This window comes from Micromonospora alfalfae, from assembly GCF_022230925.1.
GTDB classification, from domain to species: domain Bacteria; phylum Actinomycetota; class Actinomycetes; order Mycobacteriales; family Micromonosporaceae; genus Micromonospora; species Micromonospora alfalfae.
In genome coordinates, this window is the sequence record NZ_JAKKFH010000016.1 from 77,710 (window position 1) to 96,998 (window position 19,289).

Annotated in this window: 19 protein-coding genes; 10 read left to right on the top strand and 9 right to left on the bottom strand. The window is 71.3% G+C overall.

Annotated elements, in window-relative coordinates; translation table 11 throughout:
• Window positions 1–28: 28 nt before the first annotated feature.
• Window positions 29–1,057, bottom strand: coding sequence for a FecCD family ABC transporter permease (locus tag MED01_RS14855; RefSeq protein WP_238669153.1), 1,029 nt, complete (start codon window positions 1,055–1,057; stop codon window positions 29–31).
• Window positions 1,054–2,166 carry a FecCD family ABC transporter permease gene (locus tag MED01_RS14860; protein ID WP_372493666.1) on the bottom strand — a complete coding sequence of 371 codons (1,113 nt, stop codon included), beginning with the start codon at window positions 2,164–2,166 and terminating at the stop codon, window positions 1,054–1,056. Before MED01_RS14860 ends, MED01_RS14855 begins: the two co-directional genes overlap by 4 nt.
• A gap of 73 nt (window positions 2,167–2,239) precedes the next feature.
• On the opposite strand from MED01_RS14860, the gene MED01_RS14865 reads away from it, so the two are divergent.
• The 6 genes from MED01_RS14865 to MED01_RS35730 all read left to right on the top strand — a co-directional run bounded on the left by MED01_RS14865 (window position 2,240) and on the right by MED01_RS35730 (window position 8,832).
• Complete coding sequence (locus tag MED01_RS14865) at window positions 2,240–3,271, top strand: ABC transporter substrate-binding protein (RefSeq protein ID WP_238669154.1); 1,032 nt, start codon at window positions 2,240–2,242, stop codon at window positions 3,269–3,271.
• Between the two features lie 80 nt (window positions 3,272–3,351).
• Window positions 3,352–4,890 carry a pyridoxal phosphate-dependent decarboxylase family protein gene (locus MED01_RS14870; protein ID WP_238669155.1) on the top strand — a complete coding sequence of 513 codons (1,539 nt, stop codon included), beginning with the start codon at window positions 3,352–3,354 and terminating at the stop codon, window positions 4,888–4,890.
• 35 nt (window positions 4,891–4,925) lie between these two features.
• Entirely contained in the window at window positions 4,926–6,203 is a 1,278-nt protein-coding gene (locus MED01_RS14875) for a lysine N(6)-hydroxylase/L-ornithine N(5)-oxygenase family protein (protein ID WP_238669197.1), read from the top strand.
• Window positions 6,200–6,808 (top strand): GNAT family N-acetyltransferase, encoded by a 609-nt coding sequence (locus MED01_RS14880; protein ID WP_238669156.1) that lies wholly within the window; start codon window positions 6,200–6,202, stop codon window positions 6,806–6,808. The genes MED01_RS14875 and MED01_RS14880 overlap by 4 nt, the downstream gene beginning before the upstream one ends.
• Window positions 6,805–8,652, top strand: coding sequence for an IucA/IucC family protein (locus tag MED01_RS14885; protein ID WP_238669157.1), 1,848 nt, complete (start codon window positions 6,805–6,807; stop codon window positions 8,650–8,652). Before MED01_RS14880 ends, MED01_RS14885 begins: the two co-directional genes overlap by 4 nt.
• Before the next feature lie 48 nt (window positions 8,653–8,700).
• Complete coding sequence (locus MED01_RS35730) at window positions 8,701–8,832, top strand: hypothetical protein (RefSeq protein ID WP_274525736.1); 132 nt, start codon at window positions 8,701–8,703, stop codon at window positions 8,830–8,832.
• A gap of 34 nt (window positions 8,833–8,866) precedes the next feature.
• On the opposite strand, the gene MED01_RS14890 is transcribed toward MED01_RS35730, so the two are convergent.
• Complete coding sequence (locus MED01_RS14890; RefSeq protein ID WP_238669158.1) at window positions 8,867–9,340, bottom strand: MarR family winged helix-turn-helix transcriptional regulator; 474 nt, start codon at window positions 9,338–9,340, stop codon at window positions 8,867–8,869.
• A gap of 137 nt (window positions 9,341–9,477) precedes the next feature.
• Between MED01_RS14890 and MED01_RS14895 the strand changes: the two genes are divergently transcribed.
• Window positions 9,478–10,038 carry an NADPH-dependent FMN reductase gene (locus tag MED01_RS14895; RefSeq protein WP_112672976.1) on the top strand — a complete coding sequence of 187 codons (561 nt, stop codon included), beginning with the start codon at window positions 9,478–9,480 and terminating at the stop codon, window positions 10,036–10,038.
• Between the two features lie 55 nt (window positions 10,039–10,093).
• Here the strand turns inward: MED01_RS14895 and MED01_RS14900 are convergent, their stop codons facing one another.
• Entirely contained in the window at window positions 10,094–11,032 is a 939-nt protein-coding gene (locus tag MED01_RS14900; RefSeq protein ID WP_274525737.1) for an SDR family NAD(P)-dependent oxidoreductase, read from the bottom strand.
• Between the two features lie 152 nt (window positions 11,033–11,184).
• Between MED01_RS14900 and MED01_RS14905 the strand changes: the two genes are divergently transcribed.
• On the top strand, window positions 11,185–12,090 hold the full coding sequence (locus MED01_RS14905; RefSeq protein WP_238669159.1) for a LysR family transcriptional regulator: 906 nt from the start codon (window positions 11,185–11,187) through the stop codon (window positions 12,088–12,090).
• Between the two features lie 16 nt (window positions 12,091–12,106).
• Here the strand turns inward: MED01_RS14905 and MED01_RS14910 are convergent, their stop codons facing one another.
• Window positions 12,107–13,024 carry an RNA polymerase sigma-70 factor gene (locus tag MED01_RS14910; protein ID WP_238669160.1) on the bottom strand — a complete coding sequence of 306 codons (918 nt, stop codon included), beginning with the start codon at window positions 13,022–13,024 and terminating at the stop codon, window positions 12,107–12,109.
• The gene (locus MED01_RS14915; protein WP_238669161.1) at window positions 13,021–14,223 is read right to left on the bottom strand and encodes an NAD(P)/FAD-dependent oxidoreductase; all 1,203 of its coding nucleotides are present in this window, start codon (window positions 14,221–14,223) and stop codon (window positions 13,021–13,023) included. Before MED01_RS14915 ends, MED01_RS14910 begins: the two co-directional genes overlap by 4 nt.
• 125 nt (window positions 14,224–14,348) lie before the next feature.
• Here MED01_RS14915 and MED01_RS14920 point away from each other — a divergent pair, with 125 nt between their 5' ends.
• Complete coding sequence (locus MED01_RS14920; RefSeq protein WP_238669162.1) at window positions 14,349–15,632, top strand: MFS transporter; 1,284 nt, start codon at window positions 14,349–14,351, stop codon at window positions 15,630–15,632.
• 151 nt (window positions 15,633–15,783) lie between these two features.
• Here MED01_RS14920 and MED01_RS14925 read toward each other — a convergent pair whose 3' ends face one another.
• Window positions 15,784–16,269 (bottom strand): GNAT family N-acetyltransferase, encoded by a 486-nt coding sequence (locus tag MED01_RS14925; protein ID WP_238669163.1) that lies wholly within the window; start codon window positions 16,267–16,269, stop codon window positions 15,784–15,786.
• A 133-nt stretch (window positions 16,270–16,402) separates the two neighbouring features.
• Here MED01_RS14925 and MED01_RS14930 point away from each other — a divergent pair, with 133 nt between their 5' ends.
• Complete coding sequence (locus tag MED01_RS14930; RefSeq protein WP_238669164.1) at window positions 16,403–17,065, top strand: fasciclin domain-containing protein; 663 nt, start codon at window positions 16,403–16,405, stop codon at window positions 17,063–17,065.
• 52 nt (window positions 17,066–17,117) lie between these two features.
• Here the strand turns inward: MED01_RS14930 and MED01_RS14935 are convergent, their stop codons facing one another.
• On the bottom strand, window positions 17,118–18,137 hold the full coding sequence (locus MED01_RS14935; RefSeq protein ID WP_238669165.1) for an aminoglycoside phosphotransferase family protein: 1,020 nt from the start codon (window positions 18,135–18,137) through the stop codon (window positions 17,118–17,120).
• Window positions 18,134–19,207: a LacI family DNA-binding transcriptional regulator gene (locus MED01_RS14940; RefSeq protein WP_238669166.1), complete on the bottom strand. Its 1,074-nt coding sequence runs from the start codon at window positions 19,205–19,207 to the stop codon at window positions 18,134–18,136. Before MED01_RS14940 ends, MED01_RS14935 begins: the two co-directional genes overlap by 4 nt.
• Between the last annotated feature and the right edge of the window lie 82 nt (window positions 19,208–19,289).

Below are 19,289 nucleotides of genomic sequence, written 5' to 3' on the forward strand. Positions count from 1 at the left end.
GGTGCTCCTTCGAGGGCGTCACTGGTGTTCACAGCCGGCCGGCCCGACGTTCCATCGCCAGCAGCCAGACCAGGTAACCGCCGCCGATCACGCCGGTGACCACGCCGACCGGGAGTTGGTGCCCGGCGAACGCGCGCTGCGCCGCAAGGTCGGCCCCGACCAGCAGCGCCGCGCCGACGGCCATGGACGGCAGCAGGTTCGGACCCGGGGCCCGGGTCAGTCGTTTCGCCACGTGCGGGGCGACGAGCGCCACGAAGGACACCGGCCCGGCGGCGGCCGCCGCGAACGAGACCAGCAGCACGGCGGCAGCGAGCAGTACCAGGCGCAGCCGGCGTACCGGCACCCCCAGGGCGCTGGCCGCGTCGTCGCCCAGCTCCATCATCCGCAGCGCCGGAGCGCAGCCGACGAGCACCAGCGGCGCCAACAGGACCAGGACGGCGAGCAGCGGCCCGGCGTTTGCCCAGCCCCGTCCGTCCAGGCTGCCGGTGAGCCAGAGCACCGCGCGGGCGGCTTCCATCAGGGGCGCCCGGGTCAGCAGGTAGCCGTTGACGCCGGTCAGGATCGCGGCCACCCCGATGCCGACCAGGATGAGCCGGTAGCCGTGCACTCCGCGCCGCCAGGCGAGCGCGTAGATCACCAGACCGGTGCCGAGGCCACCGACGACCGCCGCGCCGGCCAACGCCAGGCTGCTGCCACCGAGGACGACCACCACCAGCGCGCCGGTCGACGCGCCCTGGGTGAAGCCCAGAATGTCCGGGCTGCCCAACGGGTTGCGCACCAGCGACTGGAACACCGTGCCGGCGAGAGCCAACGCCGCGCCGACCAACACTGCGGTGACCAGCCGGGGCAGGCGCAGTTCGAGCACGATGAACTGCTCCGCCACGGTGCCACCGCCGGTCAGCGTGCGTAGCACGTCGGCCGGCCCCATCGGGTAGTCACCACTGCCCAGGGCCACCAGACCGAAGCCGGCCGCGAGCACCGCCGCGCCGGCACCGACGCCCAACGCGCGGGGTCGGAACCGCAGCGACAACCCCCATGAAGTACGCAGAACTGTCACGGTTGCGCCACCGGTCGGCGGCTGACCAGCCACAGGAAGAGCGGGCCGCCCAGCACGGCGGTCACCATGCCTACCTGGAGTTCTCCGGGGCGGCCCAGCACCCGGCCGAGCACGTCGGCGCCGAGCAGCAACGCGGGTGCGAGCACCGCGCAGTACGGAAGCAGCCAGCGCAGGTCCGGGCCGGTCAGGGCACGGACCAGGTGCGGCACGAGCAGACCGACGAAGACGATCGGCCCGCACGCGGCGGTCGCCGCGCCGCAGAGCAGGGTGACGGCGACGATGACGGCGGCGCGGATCAGCGCGGGTCGAGCGCCGAGGGCTCGCGCCGCGTCGTCGCCGAGCGCCAGTGCGTTCAGCGGACGGGCGGCACCGAGCGCGACCAGCAGCCCGATGAGGATGAACGGCAGCACCCTGGTGACGGTCGCGGAGTCCGCGCTGGCCAGCGAGCCGACGGTCCAGAAGCGCAGCCGCTCCAGCGACGCGGTGTCCAGCAGCATCACCGCGCTCACGTAGGAGTAGAGGGTGGCGTTGAGCGCGGCTCCGGCCAGCGCGAGTCGGGCCGGTGTGGCGCCGCGTCCGCCGCCGACGGCGTAGACGAGCGCGGTCACCGCCGCCGCGCCGAGCAGCGCGAACCAGACGTACCCGCCGACGGCGGTGACGCCCAGGAACGCGGCGGCGGTGGCGACGGCCGCGGACGCGCCGGCGTTGATGCCGAGTAGCCCGGGGTCGGCGAGTGGGTTGCGGGTGAGGGCCTGCATGACCGCGCCCGCCACACCGAGGGCGGTGCCGGCGAGCAGCCCGAGCAGGGTGCGGGGCAGGCGCATCCGGTGCACCACCGCGTACTCGGTGGCGTCGCGGTGCAGCAACCCGGACCAGACGTCGGCGAGCGGCATGGCCTTCGCGCCGACCGCGATGCTGAGCACCACGATCACCGCGAGCAGTGCCACGGCGGTGACCAGCCCGGCGGCGCGGGCCGCCCGACGGCCACGCCGGCTCGGGGGTGCGGCCGCTTCCCTGACCGGCACGGGTGGTGCCGGTCGGGTGACTGTGGGTGTGGCGTCCAGTGTGGGCTCCGGGGTGGTGGCGACACGGCGTACCGCTGTTGACAATGACCGAGGTTAGGCTAACCTAACCCCGCTGCCCTGGTCGACCCCGGCCAACCCTTGATCGAAAGACAACACCATGCCCGATGCCCTGTCCGCCCGCCGCCTCTCCCGCCGTGGCCTGCTGGCCGCCGGTGGCGCTGCCACACTGGCCACCCTGCTCGCCGCCTGTGGCACTGACGACGCCGCGAAACCCGCCGCAGGCAACGGAAACGGCCCCTGGTCGTTCACCGACGACCGGGGCACGAAGGTGGCAGCGGCGGCCCGTCCGACCCGCGTGGTGGCCTTCACCGGCGTGGCGGCGGCACTGATCGATTTCGGTCTCGACAAGCAGCTCGTGGGCGTGTTCGGTGAGACCAAACGCGCCGACGGCACCGCCGAGCCGCAAGCCGGTGACCTGAACGTCGAGGGCGTCGAGATCCTCGGCAATGTGTGGGGCGAGTTCAGCCTGGAGAAGTACGCGGCGCTGCGCCCCGAACTGCTTGTCACCCACATGTACGACCCGGACGCGCTCTGGTACGTGCCGGACGAGAGCAAGGCCAAGATCCTCCCGCTGGCGCCCAGTGTGGCGATCACCACCGCCCGGGTGCCGATGACCAAGCCCATCGAGCGGTACGCGGCGCTGGCCGAGTCGCTCGGCGCGGACCTGTCCGCGAAGAAGGTCACCGACGGAAAGGCCCGCTTCGACGCCGCCGCCGAGGCGGTCCGGCAGGCGGTCAAGGCCAACCCCGGGATCAAGGTTATGGCCTGCTCCGGCAGCCCCGACCTCTTCTACGTCTCCAACCCGAAGGTCAGCACCGACCTGATGTACTTCGCCGAGTTGGGCGTCGACATCGTGGTCCCCACCAAGCTCGAAGCCGGCGACTACTTCGAGGCGCTGAGCTGGGAGAGCGCCGGCAAGTTCCCAGCCGACCTGATCCTGCTCGACAACCGCAGCACCGCCCTGCAGGCCAAGGACCTCACCGCCAAGCCGACCTGGCAGCAACTGCCGGCGGTCAGGGCCAACCAGGTGAGCCCGTGGGACGCGGTGCCCCGCTTCTCGTACGCCGGCTCCGCGCCGCTGTTGGAGAACCTCGCCACCGCCATCCGGAACGCAGAGAAGGTCAGCTGACGGAAACCACATCCCGAGGCGCATCGCCGCGCCCGGGGTGGGTTCCGGCTGCCCTCGTGGAGAACGTGGAAGGACATTCCGTGACCGTGCCGACGTACCCAGTCGAGACCACCACGCCGCCACCGGCGTCAACCGCCGCGCGGGCCCAGCTGCTGCATGGCGGCTCGGTCGAGCAGTACCGCCGGACGATCGCCGACGGCGTCGACCGGGTCGCCCGTCGGGTGGCCACGGTGGACCGTCCCGGTACCGGAATCACGCCGGCCGAACTGGCCCCGCTTGTCGACCGGGTGGACCTGGACCGTCCGCTGGGCGACGCCGGCGCCGCCCTCGACGAGCTGGAGGACGTCTACCTGCGCGACGCCGTCTGGTTCCACCACCCCCGCTACCTGGCCCACCTCAACTGCCCGGTGGCCATCCCGGCGCTGCTCGGCGAGTCGGTGCTGACCGCCGTGAACTCCTCGCTGGACACCTGGGACCAGAGCGCCGGGGCCACCCTCATCGAGCGCCGGCTGATCGACTGGACAGCCGAGCGGATCGGACTCGGTCCGCATCCGGACGGGATCTTCACCAGCGGCGGCAGCCAGTCCAACCTCCAGGCGCTGCTGTTGGCCCGGGAGGAGGCGTGCGGCGACGCCATCGGCCCGGCGGCGCGGGCGGAACTGCTGCCCCGGCTGCGCGTGATCACCTCCGCTGCCGGTCACTTCAGCGTGCAGAAGTCGGCCAAGCTGCTCGGCCTCTCCCCGGACGCGGTCATCGCGGTGGCCACCGACACCCGGCGACGGATCAGCGCGGCCGCGGTCAGTGCGGAGATCGTGCGGTGCCGTCAGGCCGGGCTCGTGGTGATGGCCGTCGTCGGCACCGCAGGCACCACAGACTTCGGCTCGATCGACCCGCTCACGGAGCTGGCCGGGATCTGCGCGGCAGCCGACGTCTGGCTGCACGTGGACGCCGCGTACGGGTGCGGTCTGCTCGTCTCACCGACGCGCCGGCACCTGCTCGACGGCATCGAGCGTGCCGACTCGGTGACAGTGGACTTCCACAAGTCGTTCTTCCAGCCGGTCAGCTCCAGCGCGCTGCTGGTCCGCGACCGGCGGACGTTGCGGCACGCCACCTACCACGCCGACTACCTCAACCCGGCCCGGATGGTGGAGCAGCGCATCCCCAACCAGGTCGACAAGAGCTTGCAGACCACCCGCCGCTTCGACGCGCTGAAGCTATGGCTCACCCTGCGGGTGATGGGCCCGGACGCGCTCGGCGGGCTCTTCGACGAGGTCGTCGACCGGGCCGCCGACGCCTGGCAGCTGGTCAGCGAGGACCCGCGCTTCGAGGTGGTGACGCGCTCGGAGCTGAGCACTGTGGTGTTCCGTTACCTGCCCACCGGCCCCGGCCGGGAGTTGGCCGACGCCGCCAACCTGCACGCCCGGGAGGCCCTCGCGGCGTCCGGTCTCGCAGTGGTCGCCGGGACCCGGGTGGACGGCCGGCACTTCCTGAAGTTCACACTGCTCAACCCGGAAACCACAGTCGACGACGTCGGGTACGTGCTCGACCTGATCGCCACCCACGCCGGCCGGTACGTGCACGACCACGTCGACGCCGACCTGACCTGCCACGTCGGCTGACGCCGGTGACAACGAACCCGCGCCTGGAGACCCCGATGTCCACCCACGACTTCGTCGCCATCGGGTTGGGCCCGTACAACCTGGGCCTGGCCTGCCTCACCGCGCCCATCGACGAGCTCGACGGCGTGTTCCTGGAGGCGCGGCCGAGCCTCGCCTGGCACCCCGGCATGCTGCTGGAGTCGGCCCGGTTGCAGACCCCGTTCATCGCCGACCTGGTCAGCCTCGCCGACCCGACGTCGCCGTACTCCTTCCTCAACTACCTCAAGGAGATCGGCCGGCTGTACCCGTTCTACATCCGGGAGAGCTTCTACCCGCTGCGCAGCGAGTACGACGCGTACTGCCGGTGGGCGGCGGCGAAACTGCCGAACCTGCGATTCGGTCACAGCGTGACAACTGTGGAGTACGACACCGCCGACGAGCGGTACGTGGTGCGCGCCAGCACCGGCACGGGCGAGACGGTGGCATACCGGGCCCGGCACCTGGTGCTCGGCACCGGCACCCCGCCGCACCTGCCCCCGGCCGTGGCCGAGTTGCCCGGTGACGCCGTGCACAACTCCCACTACCTGGAGCACCGTTCGGCGCTGCGCACCAAGCGCAGCATCACAGTGGTGGGCAGCGGGCAGAGCGCCGCCGAGATCTACCACGACCTGCTCGGCGACATCGACCGCTACGGCTACCAGCTCAACTGGGTGACCCGGTCGCCGCGGTTCTTCCCGCTCGAATACACCAAGCTGACGCTGGAGATGACCTCGCCGGACTACGTGGACTACTTCCACGCGCTGCCGGAGGCGACCCGCTACCGGCTGGAGTCCGAGCAGAAGGGCCTGTTCAAGGGGATCAACGCGGACCTGATCAACGACATCTTCGACCTGCTCTACGCGCACAGCGTGGACGGGCCGGTGAACACCCGCCTGCTCACCAACACCGAGCTGGTCAGCGCCGAGCACCGGGACGGGCAGTACACGCTGGGTTTGCGGCAGGTGGAACAGGAACGCGACTTCGCCCTGCGTACCGAGGGCCTCGTCCTGGCCACCGGCTACCACTACCGGGTGCCGGAGTTCCTCACGCCGGTGCGGGACCGGATCCGCTGGGACGCGCACGGCCGCTTCGACGTGGCCCGCAACTACAGCATCGACCACAGCGGGCGGGGCATCTTCCTACAGAACGCGGGCACCCACACGCACAGCATCACCTCACCGGACCTGGGCATGGGCGCCTACCGCAACTCCTGGATCATCAGGGAGTTGCTCGGCCGGGAGCACTACCCGATCGAGAAGAGCATCACCTTCCAGGAGTTCGGGGTGTCGTCGTGACCACCGTCTTCACCCACGTCGACGAAAAGCTCGGTGAGTTCGCGCTGCGGCCGCTCCATCCGGACGCCGACGCGGCGCTGCTGCACACCTGGGTGACCCACCCGAAGGCGGCGTTCTGGATGATGCAGGATGCCGACCTGGCCCAGGTCACCGAGGAGTACCGGCGCATCGCTGCGCACCCGCACCACGACGCGTACCTCGGCCTGTGGCGGGGGAGTCCCGCCTTCCTGGCGGAGCGCTACGACCCGGCCCACGTCGAGCTGGTCGGCCTGTACGACCACCAGCCCGGTGACGTGGGCATGCACTTCCTCTGCGCGCCGGTCGACGCGCCGGTGCACGGCTTCACCCGGGCGGTGATCGGCACCGTCATGGCGTGGCTCTTCGCCGACCCGACGACCCGGCGGGTGGTGGTCGAACCGGACGTGCGCAACACCGCTGTGCATGCGCTGAACGCCGGCGTCGGCTTCACCGTCGTCGGCCCGATCGTCAAGCCCGAGAAGGACGCGCTGCTCAGCGTCTGCACCCGGGCCCAGTCCCAGGCCGCCGCCGATCGCGCCACGGTCGACAACGCCGCTGCCACCCGAACCGAAGGAGCCCCGGCGTGACCACCACCGCCGTCCCCACCCACACGCCAGTCGCCACCGCGCACAGCGCCTCCGGCGACCCGGTCGGGCACCTCACCCCGCAGCGCTGGGCCCGGGCCAACCGGCTGCTGGTCCGCAAGGCTCTCGCCGAGTTCACCCATGAGCGGTTGCTCACCCCGGAGGCCGTGACCGGCCCCGACGACCGGCAGTGGTACGAGGTCCGCAGCGACGACGGCACTGTCACCTACCGGTTCGCGGCGCGGGTGCTCGCCCTGGCGCACTGGCAGATCGACGCGGACAGCATCACCCGACACCGCGATGGCACGCCAGTGGCCCCCGACGCGGTGGACCTCATCGTCGAACTGCGCGACACCCTCGGGCTCTCCGCGCGGGTGCTCCCCGTCTACCTGGAGGAGATCACCTCGACGCTGGCGGGTACGGCGTACAAGCTGGCCCAGGCCGCGCCGAGCGCCGCCGAGCTGGCCGAGGCGGACTTCCAGACCATCGAGACCTCGATGACCGAGGGCCACCCGTGCTTCGTGGCGAACAACGGCCGGCTCGGCTTCGGCGTCGACGAGTACCACCGGTACGCCCCGGAGGCCGCCGCGCCGGTGCGGCTGGAGTGGCTGGCCGCGCACCGGGACCACTCGACGTTCAGCAGCGCCGCCGACCTCGACTACGACACGCTCATCGAGCGCGAGTTGGACGCCGAGACCCGGGCCCGGTTCGCGGCCACCATGGCCGATCTCGGGCTGGACCTCGCCGACTACCACCTGATCCCGGCGCACCCGTGGCAGTGGTGGAACAAGCTGGCTGTCACCTTCGCCGGCGAGTTGGCCCAGCGGCGGCTGGTGCACCTCGGGCCCGGGCCGGACGTGTACCTCGCCCAGCAGTCCATCCGTACCTTCTTCAACGTCAGCGAGCAGGGGCGGCACTACGTCAAGACCGCGCTGTCGGTGCTGAACATGGGCTTCATGCGGGGGTTGTCGGCGGCGTACATGGCGGCCACCCCGGCGATCAACGACTGGCTGGCCGACCTGATCGCCGCCGACGAGGTGTTGACCGGCACCGGCCTGACCGTCATCCGGGAGCGAGCCGCTGTGGGTTACCGGCACCGGCAGTACGAGGCGGCGACCGAGCGCACCTCCCCGTACCGCAAGATGTTGGCAGCCCTGTGGCGGGAGAGCCCGGTGCCCGACCTGGCGCCAGGGCAGCGGCTGTCCACCATGGCCGCGCTGCTGCACGTCGACGACGAGGGCGGGTCACTGGCGGCCGCGCTGATCGCCCGGTCCGGCCTGACGCCCGAGGTGTGGCTGCGTCGCTACCTGGACGCGTACCTGACCCCGCTGCTGCACAGCTTCTACGCCCACGATCTGGCCTTCATGCCGCACGGCGAGAACGTCATCCTGGTCCTCGACGAGCAGGACACCGTCCAGCGGGTGATCTTCAAGGACATCGCCGAGGAGATCGCGGTGATGAGCGACAGGGTCGAGCTGCCGGCGGCGGTGGAGCGGATCCGCGTCGAGGTGCCCGACGACACCAAGCTGCTGAGCATCTTCACCGACGTGGTGGACTGCTTCCTGCGGCACCTCAACGCCGTCCTGGTCGAGGCCGGCGTGCTCGCCGAGGACAACTTCTGGCGCACTGTCGCTGCCTGCGCCGCCGACTACTTCGACCGGGTGCCGCACCTGGCCGAGCGGGTCCGCCACTACGACCTGTTCGCCCCGGAGTTCACGCTGTCCTGCCTCAACCGGCTGCAACTGCGCGACAACCAGCAGATGATCGACCTGGCCGACCCGTCCGCGGCGCTCCAGTTCGTCGGCACCCTCACCAACCCGCTCGCCGCCCACGCTCCGGCCCGGTGACCGCTGTCGCGTCTGGTCGGCGCGCACGCCAGCGGGTGCAATAGGCGAATGGGAGTTCTGAGTACCGCCAGCCTGTTCGCCGCCACGCTGACCACCGGCCTGACCACCGGCCTGACCGCCGGCCTGACCGCCGGCCTGACCGCCGGGCTGTTCGCCGCCTTCGGCCGGCTGCTCGGCTGAGGCCGGTTGGCCGACCGACCGGGCCGGCGCTGGCTCAGTCGGTCGGCTCCGCCGTGCCGGCTTGCTGGAACGCGCGGGCCAACGCGGCGAGGTCGAGGCCCTCGAAGTGCTGGAGGAACCGGCGCCGTACGGCGGCCAGGTGACTCGGCCAGGATTCCTCCAGGCGGGCGTAGCCCGCGTCGGTGAGGACGGCGTTCCAGCCGCGCGCGTCCTCCTCGCACCGTTCCCGACGGACCAGGCCCTGCGTCTCCAGCCTGATGATCGTGCGGGTCATGCCGCTGAGGGAGAGGTGGCAGAGCGCGGCGAGCTCGTTCATGCGCATCCGCCGGTCCGGTGTCTCGGAGAGGTTCATCAGCGCCGTGTACTCGGTGAGCGGTAGCTGACGGTCACCGACCATGTCCGCGTCGATCGCGCGGGGCAGCACGTGCATGACCTGACCCAGGGCGCGGACCAGCGCTTCCTCGTCTGGGGTGAGGGGTTGCGGAGTCGCTGCGGAGGTGTTGGACATCCTCCTATCATACTTGTTTGACCGAGCAAGTGCTCACCCTCCGTGTGACCACGCCCATAGGCCACATATTTGCTTGACCAATCAAGCACCGGTTAGCGTTCCGGTCGTCAGGCAAGGACCTCTGAAAGGCGCCACACATGACCAGGATCGGGATCATCCTCGGAAGCACCCGCCCGGGGCGTAACGGCGAGGCCGTCGCCCGCTGGGTGCTCGAGATCGCCAAGCAGCGCTCCGACGCGGAGTACGAGCTGATCGACCTGCTCGACTACCAGCTGCCGCACCTCGACGAGGCGTACCCGCCCTCGATGGGCCAGTACACCCAGCCGCACACCAAGCGGTGGGCCGAGACGATCGCGTCGTTCGACGGGTTCGTCATCGTCACCCCCGAGTACAACCACTCGACCTCGGGCGCCTTGAAGAACGCGATCGACTTCCTCTACGCCGAGTGGAACAACAAGGCCGTCGGCTTCGTCAGCTACGGCTCGGTCGGCGGGACGCGCGCCGTGGAGCACCTGCGTCTGATCTCCGGTGAGCTCCAGATGGCCGACGTGCGTTCGCAGGTCGCCCTGTCGCTCTTCACCGACTTCGAGAACTTCAGCGTCTTCAAGCCCAACCAGTTCCACCAGGACTCGCTGACCGCCACCCTCGACCAGGTGGTCGCCTGGAGCACGGCGCTCGCCCCGCTGCGCAAGGGCTGAGCGATTCGCGTCGTCCGGAAACGGCCGCCGGGGATCCCACGGCCGTTTCCGGACGTCAGGCACGCTCCGCGTCGGCGAACAGATCCAGCGAGAGCTGCCACAGTCGCGCCGCCGCCGCGGGGTCGATCGCGTGGTCGGCGACGCCGCGCAGCGGGTCCGCCGGGTCGTGGCGCACCGCCTGCGCACAGTCCTCGAAGTATCGACCGCCGATGCCCTCCACCTGCGGCCCGGCGGCGAGCAGCACGGACGTCGCGGCTCCCTGCTGCGGGGTCTTGAAATCGAATGCCGGAAGCTGCGCGTAGTCCTCCTCGGTGAGGCGCCGTCCCAGGTTGGTGGCGACCGCGCCCGGATTGGCCACGTTGACGGTGATGCCGTCGCCGGCCCAACGCCGGTTCGCTTCGACAGCGAACAGCGCGGTGGCGGTCTTCGACTCGCCGTAGGCGAGCAGACGGTCATACCGGCGTTCCCGGAAGTTGACGTCCTCGAAGACCATCGGGGCCTGAACGTGGGCGATGGAACTCAGCGACACCACGCGGGCCCGACCGGCCGCGACGAGCGCCCGGTGCAGGCCGTTGGCGAGCGCGAAGTGGCCGAGGTGGTTGGTGGCCAACTGCAACTCCCAACCCTCCGCCGTGCGCATCTCCGGGGTCGCCGACACCCCGGCGTTGTTGACCAGGATGTGCAGGGGCCCGTCCCAGGCGGCCACGAACTCGGCGACCGACCGCTGGTCGGACAGGTCCAAGGGCGCGACCCGGAGCAGGCGGTTCGCGGTCCCGGCGCCGATCTCCCGCGCGGTCCGCTCGCCGGCCCGCACATCCCGTACCGCCAGTGTCACCTCGGCGCCCGCCATGGCCAGCGCCCGGGCGGTCTCCACCCCGATGCCCGACGAGGCGCCGGTGACGATGGCGCGTCGCCCGGTCAGGTCGACACCGGCCACGACGTCGGCGGCGGTGGACCGGGCGTTGAACGGCGTGCTGACGCGTGATTCCGACATGATCGATTTCCTTCGGTAGGTGTCCTCGCGTGGCAGTGGCAGCTCGCCGTACAGGCGTACGGTGTGCCGGTACCGCCCTCCGCACCGATCGTGCGCGGAGGTCTGCGCGGACGGCCAACACGCTCTTCCTGGCGTGGCTACAGTCTGTTCCTGTGGCCACGCCTGAGCTGCGACAACTGCGGTACTTCCTGGTCCTCGCGGAGGAGCTGAGCTTCACCCGGGCCGCCGCCCGCCTGATGATCGCCCAGCAGTCGCTGTCGCAGCAGATCACCGCCCTGGAACGCGCCCTCGGGGCGAAACTGTTCGACCGCGACAGCCGCGGCACCACCCTCACCGACATCGGCGCCCTGTTCGTGCCCGAGGCGCGCGCCGTGACCGAGCGCGCCGAGCAGGCCATCGCCGTCGTGGGGCGGGCCCTGCGGGGTGAGGTCGGCACCCTCCGGCTCGCCTTCCTGACCACAGTCGCCAACCACCTGCTGCCCCCGGTGGTCCGGGCAGTCCGCCACCACCTGCCCGACCTGCACCTGACCACCGAGTCCACAAGCATCGCGCCCCTGGTCCAGGGCGTTCTCGACGGGAAGTTCGACGTCGCCTTCACCCGGACCCCGCTCGTTCCCGGCCTGGAGTCCAGGAGACTGACCACCGAACCGGTCTGCGCGGTGCTGCCCGAGGGCCACCCGCTCGCCGGGCGCGACGAGTTGACCCTCGCCGACCTGGCCAACGAACAGTGGGTCATGACGCCGCGTAGCTCCTGGGAACCCTGGCACCGTGCCTACGAGGACCAGTTCCGGGAAGCGGGCTTCGTACCGACAGTCGTTCAGGAGGAGGCCGGCGTGCAGAGCCTCCTCGGCCTGGTCGCCGCCGGACTCGGCGTCACCCGGCTCGCCTGCTCGGCGGCGAGTCTCCGCCGCACCGGCGTGGTGTTCGTCCCGCTGGCCGGCGCCTACGCGTACACCGAGATGGTGTGGTTGGGGGGCAACACCGCGCCTGGGCTGCGCCGGCTCCTGGACGTGGTCACCGACCTCGCGGCGACGACCGACCTCACCAGCACCGGCTGACGGGGGGTCGGCCGGCTCAACGCGTCGCGAGGTGGTGGGTGGTGCCGTCGGCGACGGCGCGAAGCTTGTCGGGGTTGGCGACGTTGTGGATGGCGGTGATGCGACCGTCGGCGTCGATGTCGAAGGAGACGGTGGCGACCACCCGACCCGCACCGCTGAACACCAGACCCGGCCCCCGGTTGATCTCGACCAGGGCGGCGCGCATGTCGTGCGGCGCAACGCCCTGGTAGGTGACGGTGCCGATGGCCGCGAACCACGCGGCGACAGTTCCCGCACCCCTGACGGGACGCAGTGCCTGCCGGACCTTACCGCCACCGTCGGTCCACAACGCGACGTCGGGGGACAGCAGCTCCAGCAGGGTGTTGATGTCGCCACCGGTCGCGGCGGCGAGGAACCGCTCGGTGACCCCCCGTTGCTGCGACCGGTCCGCCGTGAAACGTGGTCGCTGGCCCCGCACGTGCTCGCGGGCACGGTGGGCGGTCTGGCGGACCGCGGCCTCGGAGCGCTCCACCGCCGCCGCGATCTCCGCGTGGCTGAAGTCGAAGACCTCCCGCAGGACGAACACGGCGCGTTCGAGTGGGCTGAGAGTCTCCAGCACCACCAGCATCGCCATCGACACCGACTCGGCGTCGGTGACGGCGTCGGCGGCGTCCCCTTCGGTCAGCACGGGCTCGGGCAACCACGGCCCCGGATAGGTCTCGCGGTGGTGCCGGGCCGAGCGTAGGCGCTGCAACGCGAGGTTCGACACGACGCGGGCGAGGTACGCCCTGGGGTCGGCGACCTGGGAGCGGTCTGCCGAGGACCAACTGATCCAGGCGTCCTGCACCGCGTCCTCGGCATCGGCCGCGCTGCCGAGGATCCGGTAGGCCACCGAGAACAGCAGGTTGCGATGACTGTGGAACACCTGCTCGTCGGCGTCCGGCGGGTGCGTCACCGCGCGTCCCGCAGGCGGGTGAGGCGGCCGCCACGCGGCCAGAACGCGCCGGAGGAGGGCAACCGCGACATGCGACGGTAGGTCGGCCAGGGCGAAGCGCTCACGGTCTCCTTGTACCAGACCGCCATCCGCCCGGTCAGGCACCCGCGGCGAGGGCTGTCGTCGGGGCGGGTGAACTGCACTACCGCGTCGTTTCGACCCAGGCTCACCGGCGTGTGGTAGTAACCGAACCGGAACGGCCTGGGCTGCCTGCCCCGCAGCGAGCGGGCGATCGACACCGCCGCGTGCACGCCGGTCGGCATCCCGCTCTGGCAGGTGCCGTGCAGCACCCCGTACCCCTGCCGGATGGCTGCCGCATCGCCGATCGCGTACACCTCGGGGTGCGACACCGACCGCAACGCGAAGTCGGTGACGACGCGACCGCGTTCGTCGACGGTCAACCCGGCGGCGGCGGCCAGCGGCGCCACCCGGGTACCACCCGTCCAGAGCACGACATCGGCCGCCACGGTCTCCGCGCCGGCCAGTTCGACAGCGTCGGGCCGGACCCTGGTGACCGCCGCTCCGGTGATCACCTGGACGCCGAGGCGGGTCAGCGCGCCCCGCAGGTACGCCCGGGCCTTCGGGTTCATGCCCGCTCCCGGGTCCTGCCGGCCCACCAATGTGACACCGACCTCCGGGTGCCGTTCCGCGATCTCCGCGGCCGCCTCGACCCCGGTCAACCCGCTGCCGACCACTACGACAGTGCCGGCGCCGAGCCGGGTAAGCCGGTCCGCCAGCGTGGTCGCGCCGCTCGGAGCGTCCAGGGCGTACGCGTGCTCCTCGACGCCAGGGACCGCCGCCGTGTCGGTCACGCTGCCCAACGCGTAGACCAGGGTGTCGTAGCGCAGCACCCGGCTGTCGTCGACGCGGACGGTCTTCGCGTTGGCGTCCACAGCGGTCACCCAGCCGCGCACGAACTGCGCACCCGTCCCCGCCAGCAGCTCAGGGATGTCCATCTCGGCGAGCCGCTGCCCGGTCGCCGTCATGTGCAGCCGGAGACGCTCGGTGAACCGCTCCTGCGCGTTGACCAGCGTCACCTGCACGTCGGCCCGCCTGGTCCGGGCCGCGAGCTGGGTCGCCGCGGCCAGGCCCGCGTAGCCCGCGCCGAGGATCAGCACGTGGTGTGTGCCCGTCGGGACCTGCCGTTGCGATGTGCTCATTGTTTCGCCTCTCTGATCGACGTGACGACCATGAGATGCGTGCCGCTCGTCGGTTCGTGACATGGCAGCCCTGTGGCGCCCGTCACGGCCAGCGTCGAACGAGCACTGTGACTACCCTTGGCGCGATGAGCCGATCTGCCACCAACGGTCGGGCTCCGCTCTGGAGGGACCGGACCTTCGGCACGTACTGGGTCGCGCAGTCACTCTCGGCGGCGGGTGACTCGTTCGCCTACCTGGCGGTGCCGCTGCTGGTGCTCCAGGCGACCGGGTCGGTGGCGAAGATGGGCCTGCTCACCGCCGTCGCGGGCGCGGCGTCAGTCATCGCCGGGATCTTCGGTGGGGTGCTCGTCGACCGGTACGACCGCCGCACCCTGATGATCGTGGCGGACCTCACCCGGCTGGTGCTCTACGCGGTGGTGCCACTGGCGTGGCTGGCCGGCCCGCAGGTCTGGCTGCTCTTCGTCGTGCTGCCGATCTGCGAGGCAGCCGGCATGCTGTTCCAGGTCGCCGCGGTGACCGCGGTCCGTAACCTCGTCGACTCCGATCGGATCACCGAGGCCAACGGCCGGTTGCAGGCGACGTACGCGGCGGCTGCCGTCCTCGGGCCGCTGCTCGCCGGTGTGGTGGCGGCCCGCTTCGGCCCGGCGACCGCCATCGCCGTCAACGCGGCGAGCTTCGCGCTCTCGGCTGCCGGCCTGTGGTTGATCCGACTGCGCCCCGTTCAGGTGGACGAGGGTGTGGTCCGGCAACGCCCGTTGGCTGAGTTCCTTGCCGGGGCGCGGTTCCTGTGGCGGCAGCCCGTGCTGCGCGCGCTGACAGTCCTGTTGTCGGTCTTCATCTTCCTCACCTACGGCTTCGTCGACGTGCTGATCTACCACGTCACGCACGACCTCGGCGGCTCGGAGGGCACCGTCGGCACGGTGCTCGGCCTGGCGGCGTTGGGCACTGTCGCCGGTGCGCTGCTGGTGGCCCCGCTGCGCCGCCGTCGTGGCTTCGGCGCCACCTGGATCGGCGCGCACGCGATCTGCGGTTTCGCCGTGGCGGGGGTCGGCGTCGCCAACACCGTGCCGGCGGTCACCACGCTGACCGCTGTGTACCTGTGCTGTCTCAGCGTCGGCGGGATCTGTTCGATGTCCCTGCGGCAGGAGATCACCCCCGATCACCTGCTGGGCCGGGTGACGTCGGCGTTCTGGAGCACGCACTACGCCCTCGGTCCGGCCGGCGCTGTCGTGCTGACCTGGGCCGCCGGGCGGTACGGGACTCCGACGGTCACGCTCGCGGCGGGCGCGGGATGCCTGCTGGTCGCGGTCGGCGGCCTCTTCACCCCGATCCGCCGTGCCGGTGCGGAGCCGGTCGCCGGGCAGCCCGGACTGCTGGGCCCGGCTCCGGCCGCCGGCACCGTTAGTTGAGACGCTTTGGAGCTGATGTCGTAAACGATTCAGGCCGTGGGGAAGATCCGGACGGCCCAACCAGCGGCCGATTCGTTTGTGACATCAGCTCCAAAGGCGCCGACCACCACAGTGGCCTCCCGCGCGAGCCGAGCGGGCGCGGAGGTTGGTTTCAGAACTCCTGGTACATCACGTGCAGGCCGACCCGGCCGAGGGTGGGGTGACGGAAGGCGCCCGGCACGGTGCCGACCACCTCGAAGCCCTCCCGCTGGTACAACCGCACCGCCGACCCGTTGCTCTCCGCCACGGCGTTGAACTGCATGCCGGCGTACCCCTGCCGGCGGGCCCAGGTCAGAGCGTCGCGGCACAGCGCGGCGCCCACGCCCCGGCCCCGCGCGTCGGCGGCGACCATGAAGCTGGCGGTGGACACGTGCGCGCCCGGCCCGGGCCTGTTGGTGCCCATCTTCGCGGTGCCGAGCACCCGCTCGCCGTCGACCGCGACGACGGTCCGCGCTGGCGCCGCCTCGACCCACATGCGGTACGACTGCTCGGCGGTCATCGCCGGGTCGTAGACGAAGGTCTCCTGTGCCCGGATCACCTCTTCGATGATCGGCCACACCTGCGACCAGGCCTGGTCGACGAACTCCCGAATCAGCACCCGGGGAGGTTAAGCCCCGGACGAGTCCCGGACAACGCGATATCGCGGGGTGCATCCGCGCGGCGTCCCCGGTGCGAAGCATGGGTCGTGACGAGACGTCACGGATCCGGTCGCTTCGACGAAAGGCCCGCTGATGAAGATCGCACGAATCACCGCCCGGATGGCGGTGGGCGCCGTGGCCACCGCGCTGGCCACCACCGCGGTCGCCGTACCGGCCGCCCAGGCCACCAGCAAGCCCAAGCCGCTCGGTACGACGTCACTCGCCCAGGTGCTCACCAGGGACAAGAGCGGCTTCGACAGCAACTCGCGTGACTTCGACGTCCTGACGGCGGCAGTGCTGGCCGTGCTGGAGGCCAAGCCGAACTCGCCGGTCAAGGTGCTCACCGACGGCACCGTGGCGCTGACCGCGTTCATCCCCACCGACGCCGCCTTCCAGCAGTTGGTCCGCGAGATCACGCAGGCCCGGAAGCTGCCGAGTGAGAGCGCCACCTTCACCGCCGTGGCCGGGCTGGGCATCGACACCGTCGAGTCGGTGCTGCTCTACCACGTGGTCCCGGGCGCCACCATCGACCGCAAGACGGCGGTCCGGGCCGATGGCACGGACCTGACCACAGCGCTCGGCTCGTCCGTCGAGGTCGACGTACGCACCTACCTGTACTTCTTCCGCCAGGTGCGGCTGGTCGACGCCGACACCAACGACCGCGACGCCCGGGTCGTCTCCTACGACGTCAACAAGGGCAACCGGCAGATCGCGCACGCCGTGGACCGGGTGCTGCGCCCGATCGACCTGCCCTGACCGAGGGCGGGTGGCGTTCGACCACGCGGCGGACGCCACCCGCGCCGGGCCGTCAGCCCGAGGCGAGCGCGGCGAGTTCCTCGTCGAGCAGGGCCGCCAGTCGGGCGTACCGCCCGGGATGGCTGTGCGCGGTCATCGCGCGGCTGGGCATCTCCACAGTCATCAGCAGGTAGAGGTGCAACCGGTAGAGGCCGAGCCGGCGGCGTGCCGAAGCGTTCAGCACCAACGGTTCGGGTGCGCTGGCCTGGTAGCCGCGCAGCACTGGGTGCTCCGGCTCGTCCTCGACACGTCGGAAGAGCAGCGGCGAGACCAGATCCAGCAGTGGGTCGCCGTAGAGGAACCGCTCGCCGTCCACCAGGCCGCGCAGCCGTAACCGGCCGTCGCCGTCGGGTGCCGCCAGCAGGTTGCCGTCCCAGCAGTCGAAGTGCAGCAGCGCCGGTCGACGCACCTCGTCGAGCACGTCGGCGTGCCGCCCCACCAGCGCGCGCAGATGTTGCGAGGTCACCGGCAGTTGGACGTCCCAGTCGACCGCGTCGGCCAGGAGCGCGTCGAGCATCGCCGTGAACGCCGCCCGCCAGGTCGGCCCGGAGGCCCGGTCGTCGTCGTACCCGAAACGCTCACCGGTGATCTGGTGCACCGCGGCGAGAGCCACCCCGAGGTCGTAGCGCGCCGGGCCGTCGTCGACCACGACACCGGCCTCGGCCAGGTCGGCCAGCGACCGGCCGGGCAGCATCGCGGTGACCAACCACTCGCCGTACGCCGGGTCGGCGCCGCGCCGGAGCACCGGGGGGACGGGCACCTGCGGCGCCCGCTGCGCGACGAGCCGAAAATACCGCTCCTCGGCGGCGCAGAGCCCGCGCTCGTAGCGCAGCAGCGGCGTTCCGGCCGCCGGGGCCAGCTTCAGCACCACTCGACGGTCGTCGTCGAGCTGCACCCACCAGACCGTCGCGTACCCGCCGCCGGCCAATGTACCGGCGTCCCGGACCCGGGTGTGTGGCCCGAACGACGCACCGACCAGGTACGCCACGTCGGCGCGCGTGAGGGGCCGCTGGGTCGGGCTGACAGTGGTCACGACGTGCTGTCACCTCGCCGTGCGCGGGGCGCGGAACCCGCCGTGGCGCGTGTGGATCGGGGAACGGGACCGGCGGTGTCGCGGCGGACCAGCTCGGCGGGGAGCACCTCGACCCGGGGAGTCGGTGCTCCGACGCCGAGCACCAGGGACATCGCCCGCACTCCCATGTCGACCAGGGGCAGTCGCACTGTGGTCAATGCCGGTGTCACGTCCCGGGCGATCGGCATGTCGTCGAAACCCAGCACCGAGATCTGCTGCGGCACTGCCAACCCACGTGCGCGCAGGGTGGCGAGCGCGCCGATGGCCATCGAGTCGTTGAGCGCCACGATCGCGGTCAGCTCCGGGTCGACGTCGAGCAGTCGGGCGGTGGCCTCCGCGCCACCGTCGCGGTCGAACTCCGCGTACCGGATGCGCGATTCGGGCAGCTCGCGGCCCTGCTCGGTGAGGGCCTGCCGGAGGCCGGCGAGCCGGTCGGTGGTGGTGGTCAGGATGCGCGGGCCGGCGACCACGCCGATCGCCCGGTGCCCCAGACCGCACAGCTCGCGCCCGGCGAGGTAGCCGCCGGTCCGGTTGTCCGGCATCACCGCGTCGCCGGAGTGCTCGTGTCGGCCGATCACCGCCACCCGCCCGCCGGTGGCCTCGTACGCGGCGAGCTTCTCGTTGAGTTGCCGGGTGAACGCTTCGTCGTGGTAGCCCGAGCCGGCCAGGATGAGCGCCGCCACCTGGTGGCCGCGCAGCAGCTCCACGTATTCCAACTCGCGGTCCGGGTCCCGGTAGCTGTTGCAGATCATCAGCAGCCGGCCCTGGTCGGTGGCGACCCGTTGCAGCCCTCGGGTGATCTCGGCGAAGTACGGGTCGGAGACGTCGTGCACGATCACGCCGACAGCGCTGCGGTGCGAGCGGGCCAGCAGTTGGGCGTGCGCGTTCGGCACGTACTGCAACTCGGCGACGGCGGCGAGCACCCGTTCGCGCAGGTCGTCGGTGACCGGCTTGCTGCTGCCGTTGATGACGCGGGAGGCGGTGGCGGGCGAGACGCCCGCTCGGCGGGCCACATCGGACAGGGTCGCCATGGCCCACCCCCTCGATCTGTTGACGACGTTTCGTCGCTCCGGCTAGCGTCACCGTACCGCAGAGAAAGCCCTTTCCCGCAGG

Bases quoted from the DNA above. Each gene is read 5' to 3' on its own strand.
- MED01_RS14915 (WP_238669161.1), bottom strand. From the start codon at position 14,223: ATGAGCACATCGCAACGGCAGGTCCCGACGGGCACACACCACGTGCTG.
- MED01_RS14930 (WP_238669164.1), top strand. From the start codon at position 16,403: ATGAAGATCGCACGAATCACCGCCCGGATGGCGGTGGGCGCCGTGGCC.
- MED01_RS14940 (WP_238669166.1), bottom strand. From the start codon at position 19,207: ATGGCGACCCTGTCCGATGTGGCCCGCCGAGCGGGCGTCTCGCCCGCC.
- MED01_RS14920 (WP_238669162.1), top strand. From the start codon at position 14,349: ATGAGCCGATCTGCCACCAACGGTCGGGCTCCGCTCTGGAGGGACCGG.
- MED01_RS14865 (WP_238669154.1), top strand. From the start codon at position 2,240: ATGCCCGATGCCCTGTCCGCCCGCCGCCTCTCCCGCCGTGGCCTGCTG.
- MED01_RS14900 (WP_274525737.1), bottom strand. From the start codon at position 11,032: ATGTCGGAATCACGCGTCAGCACGCCGTTCAACGCCCGGTCCACCGCC.
- MED01_RS14875 (WP_238669197.1), top strand. From the start codon at position 4,926: ATGTCCACCCACGACTTCGTCGCCATCGGGTTGGGCCCGTACAACCTG.
- MED01_RS14895 (WP_112672976.1), top strand. From the start codon at position 9,478: ATGACCAGGATCGGGATCATCCTCGGAAGCACCCGCCCGGGGCGTAAC.
- MED01_RS14890 (WP_238669158.1), bottom strand. From the start codon at position 9,340: ATGTCCAACACCTCCGCAGCGACTCCGCAACCCCTCACCCCAGACGAG.
- MED01_RS35730 (WP_274525736.1), top strand. From the start codon at position 8,701: ATGGGAGTTCTGAGTACCGCCAGCCTGTTCGCCGCCACGCTGACCACC.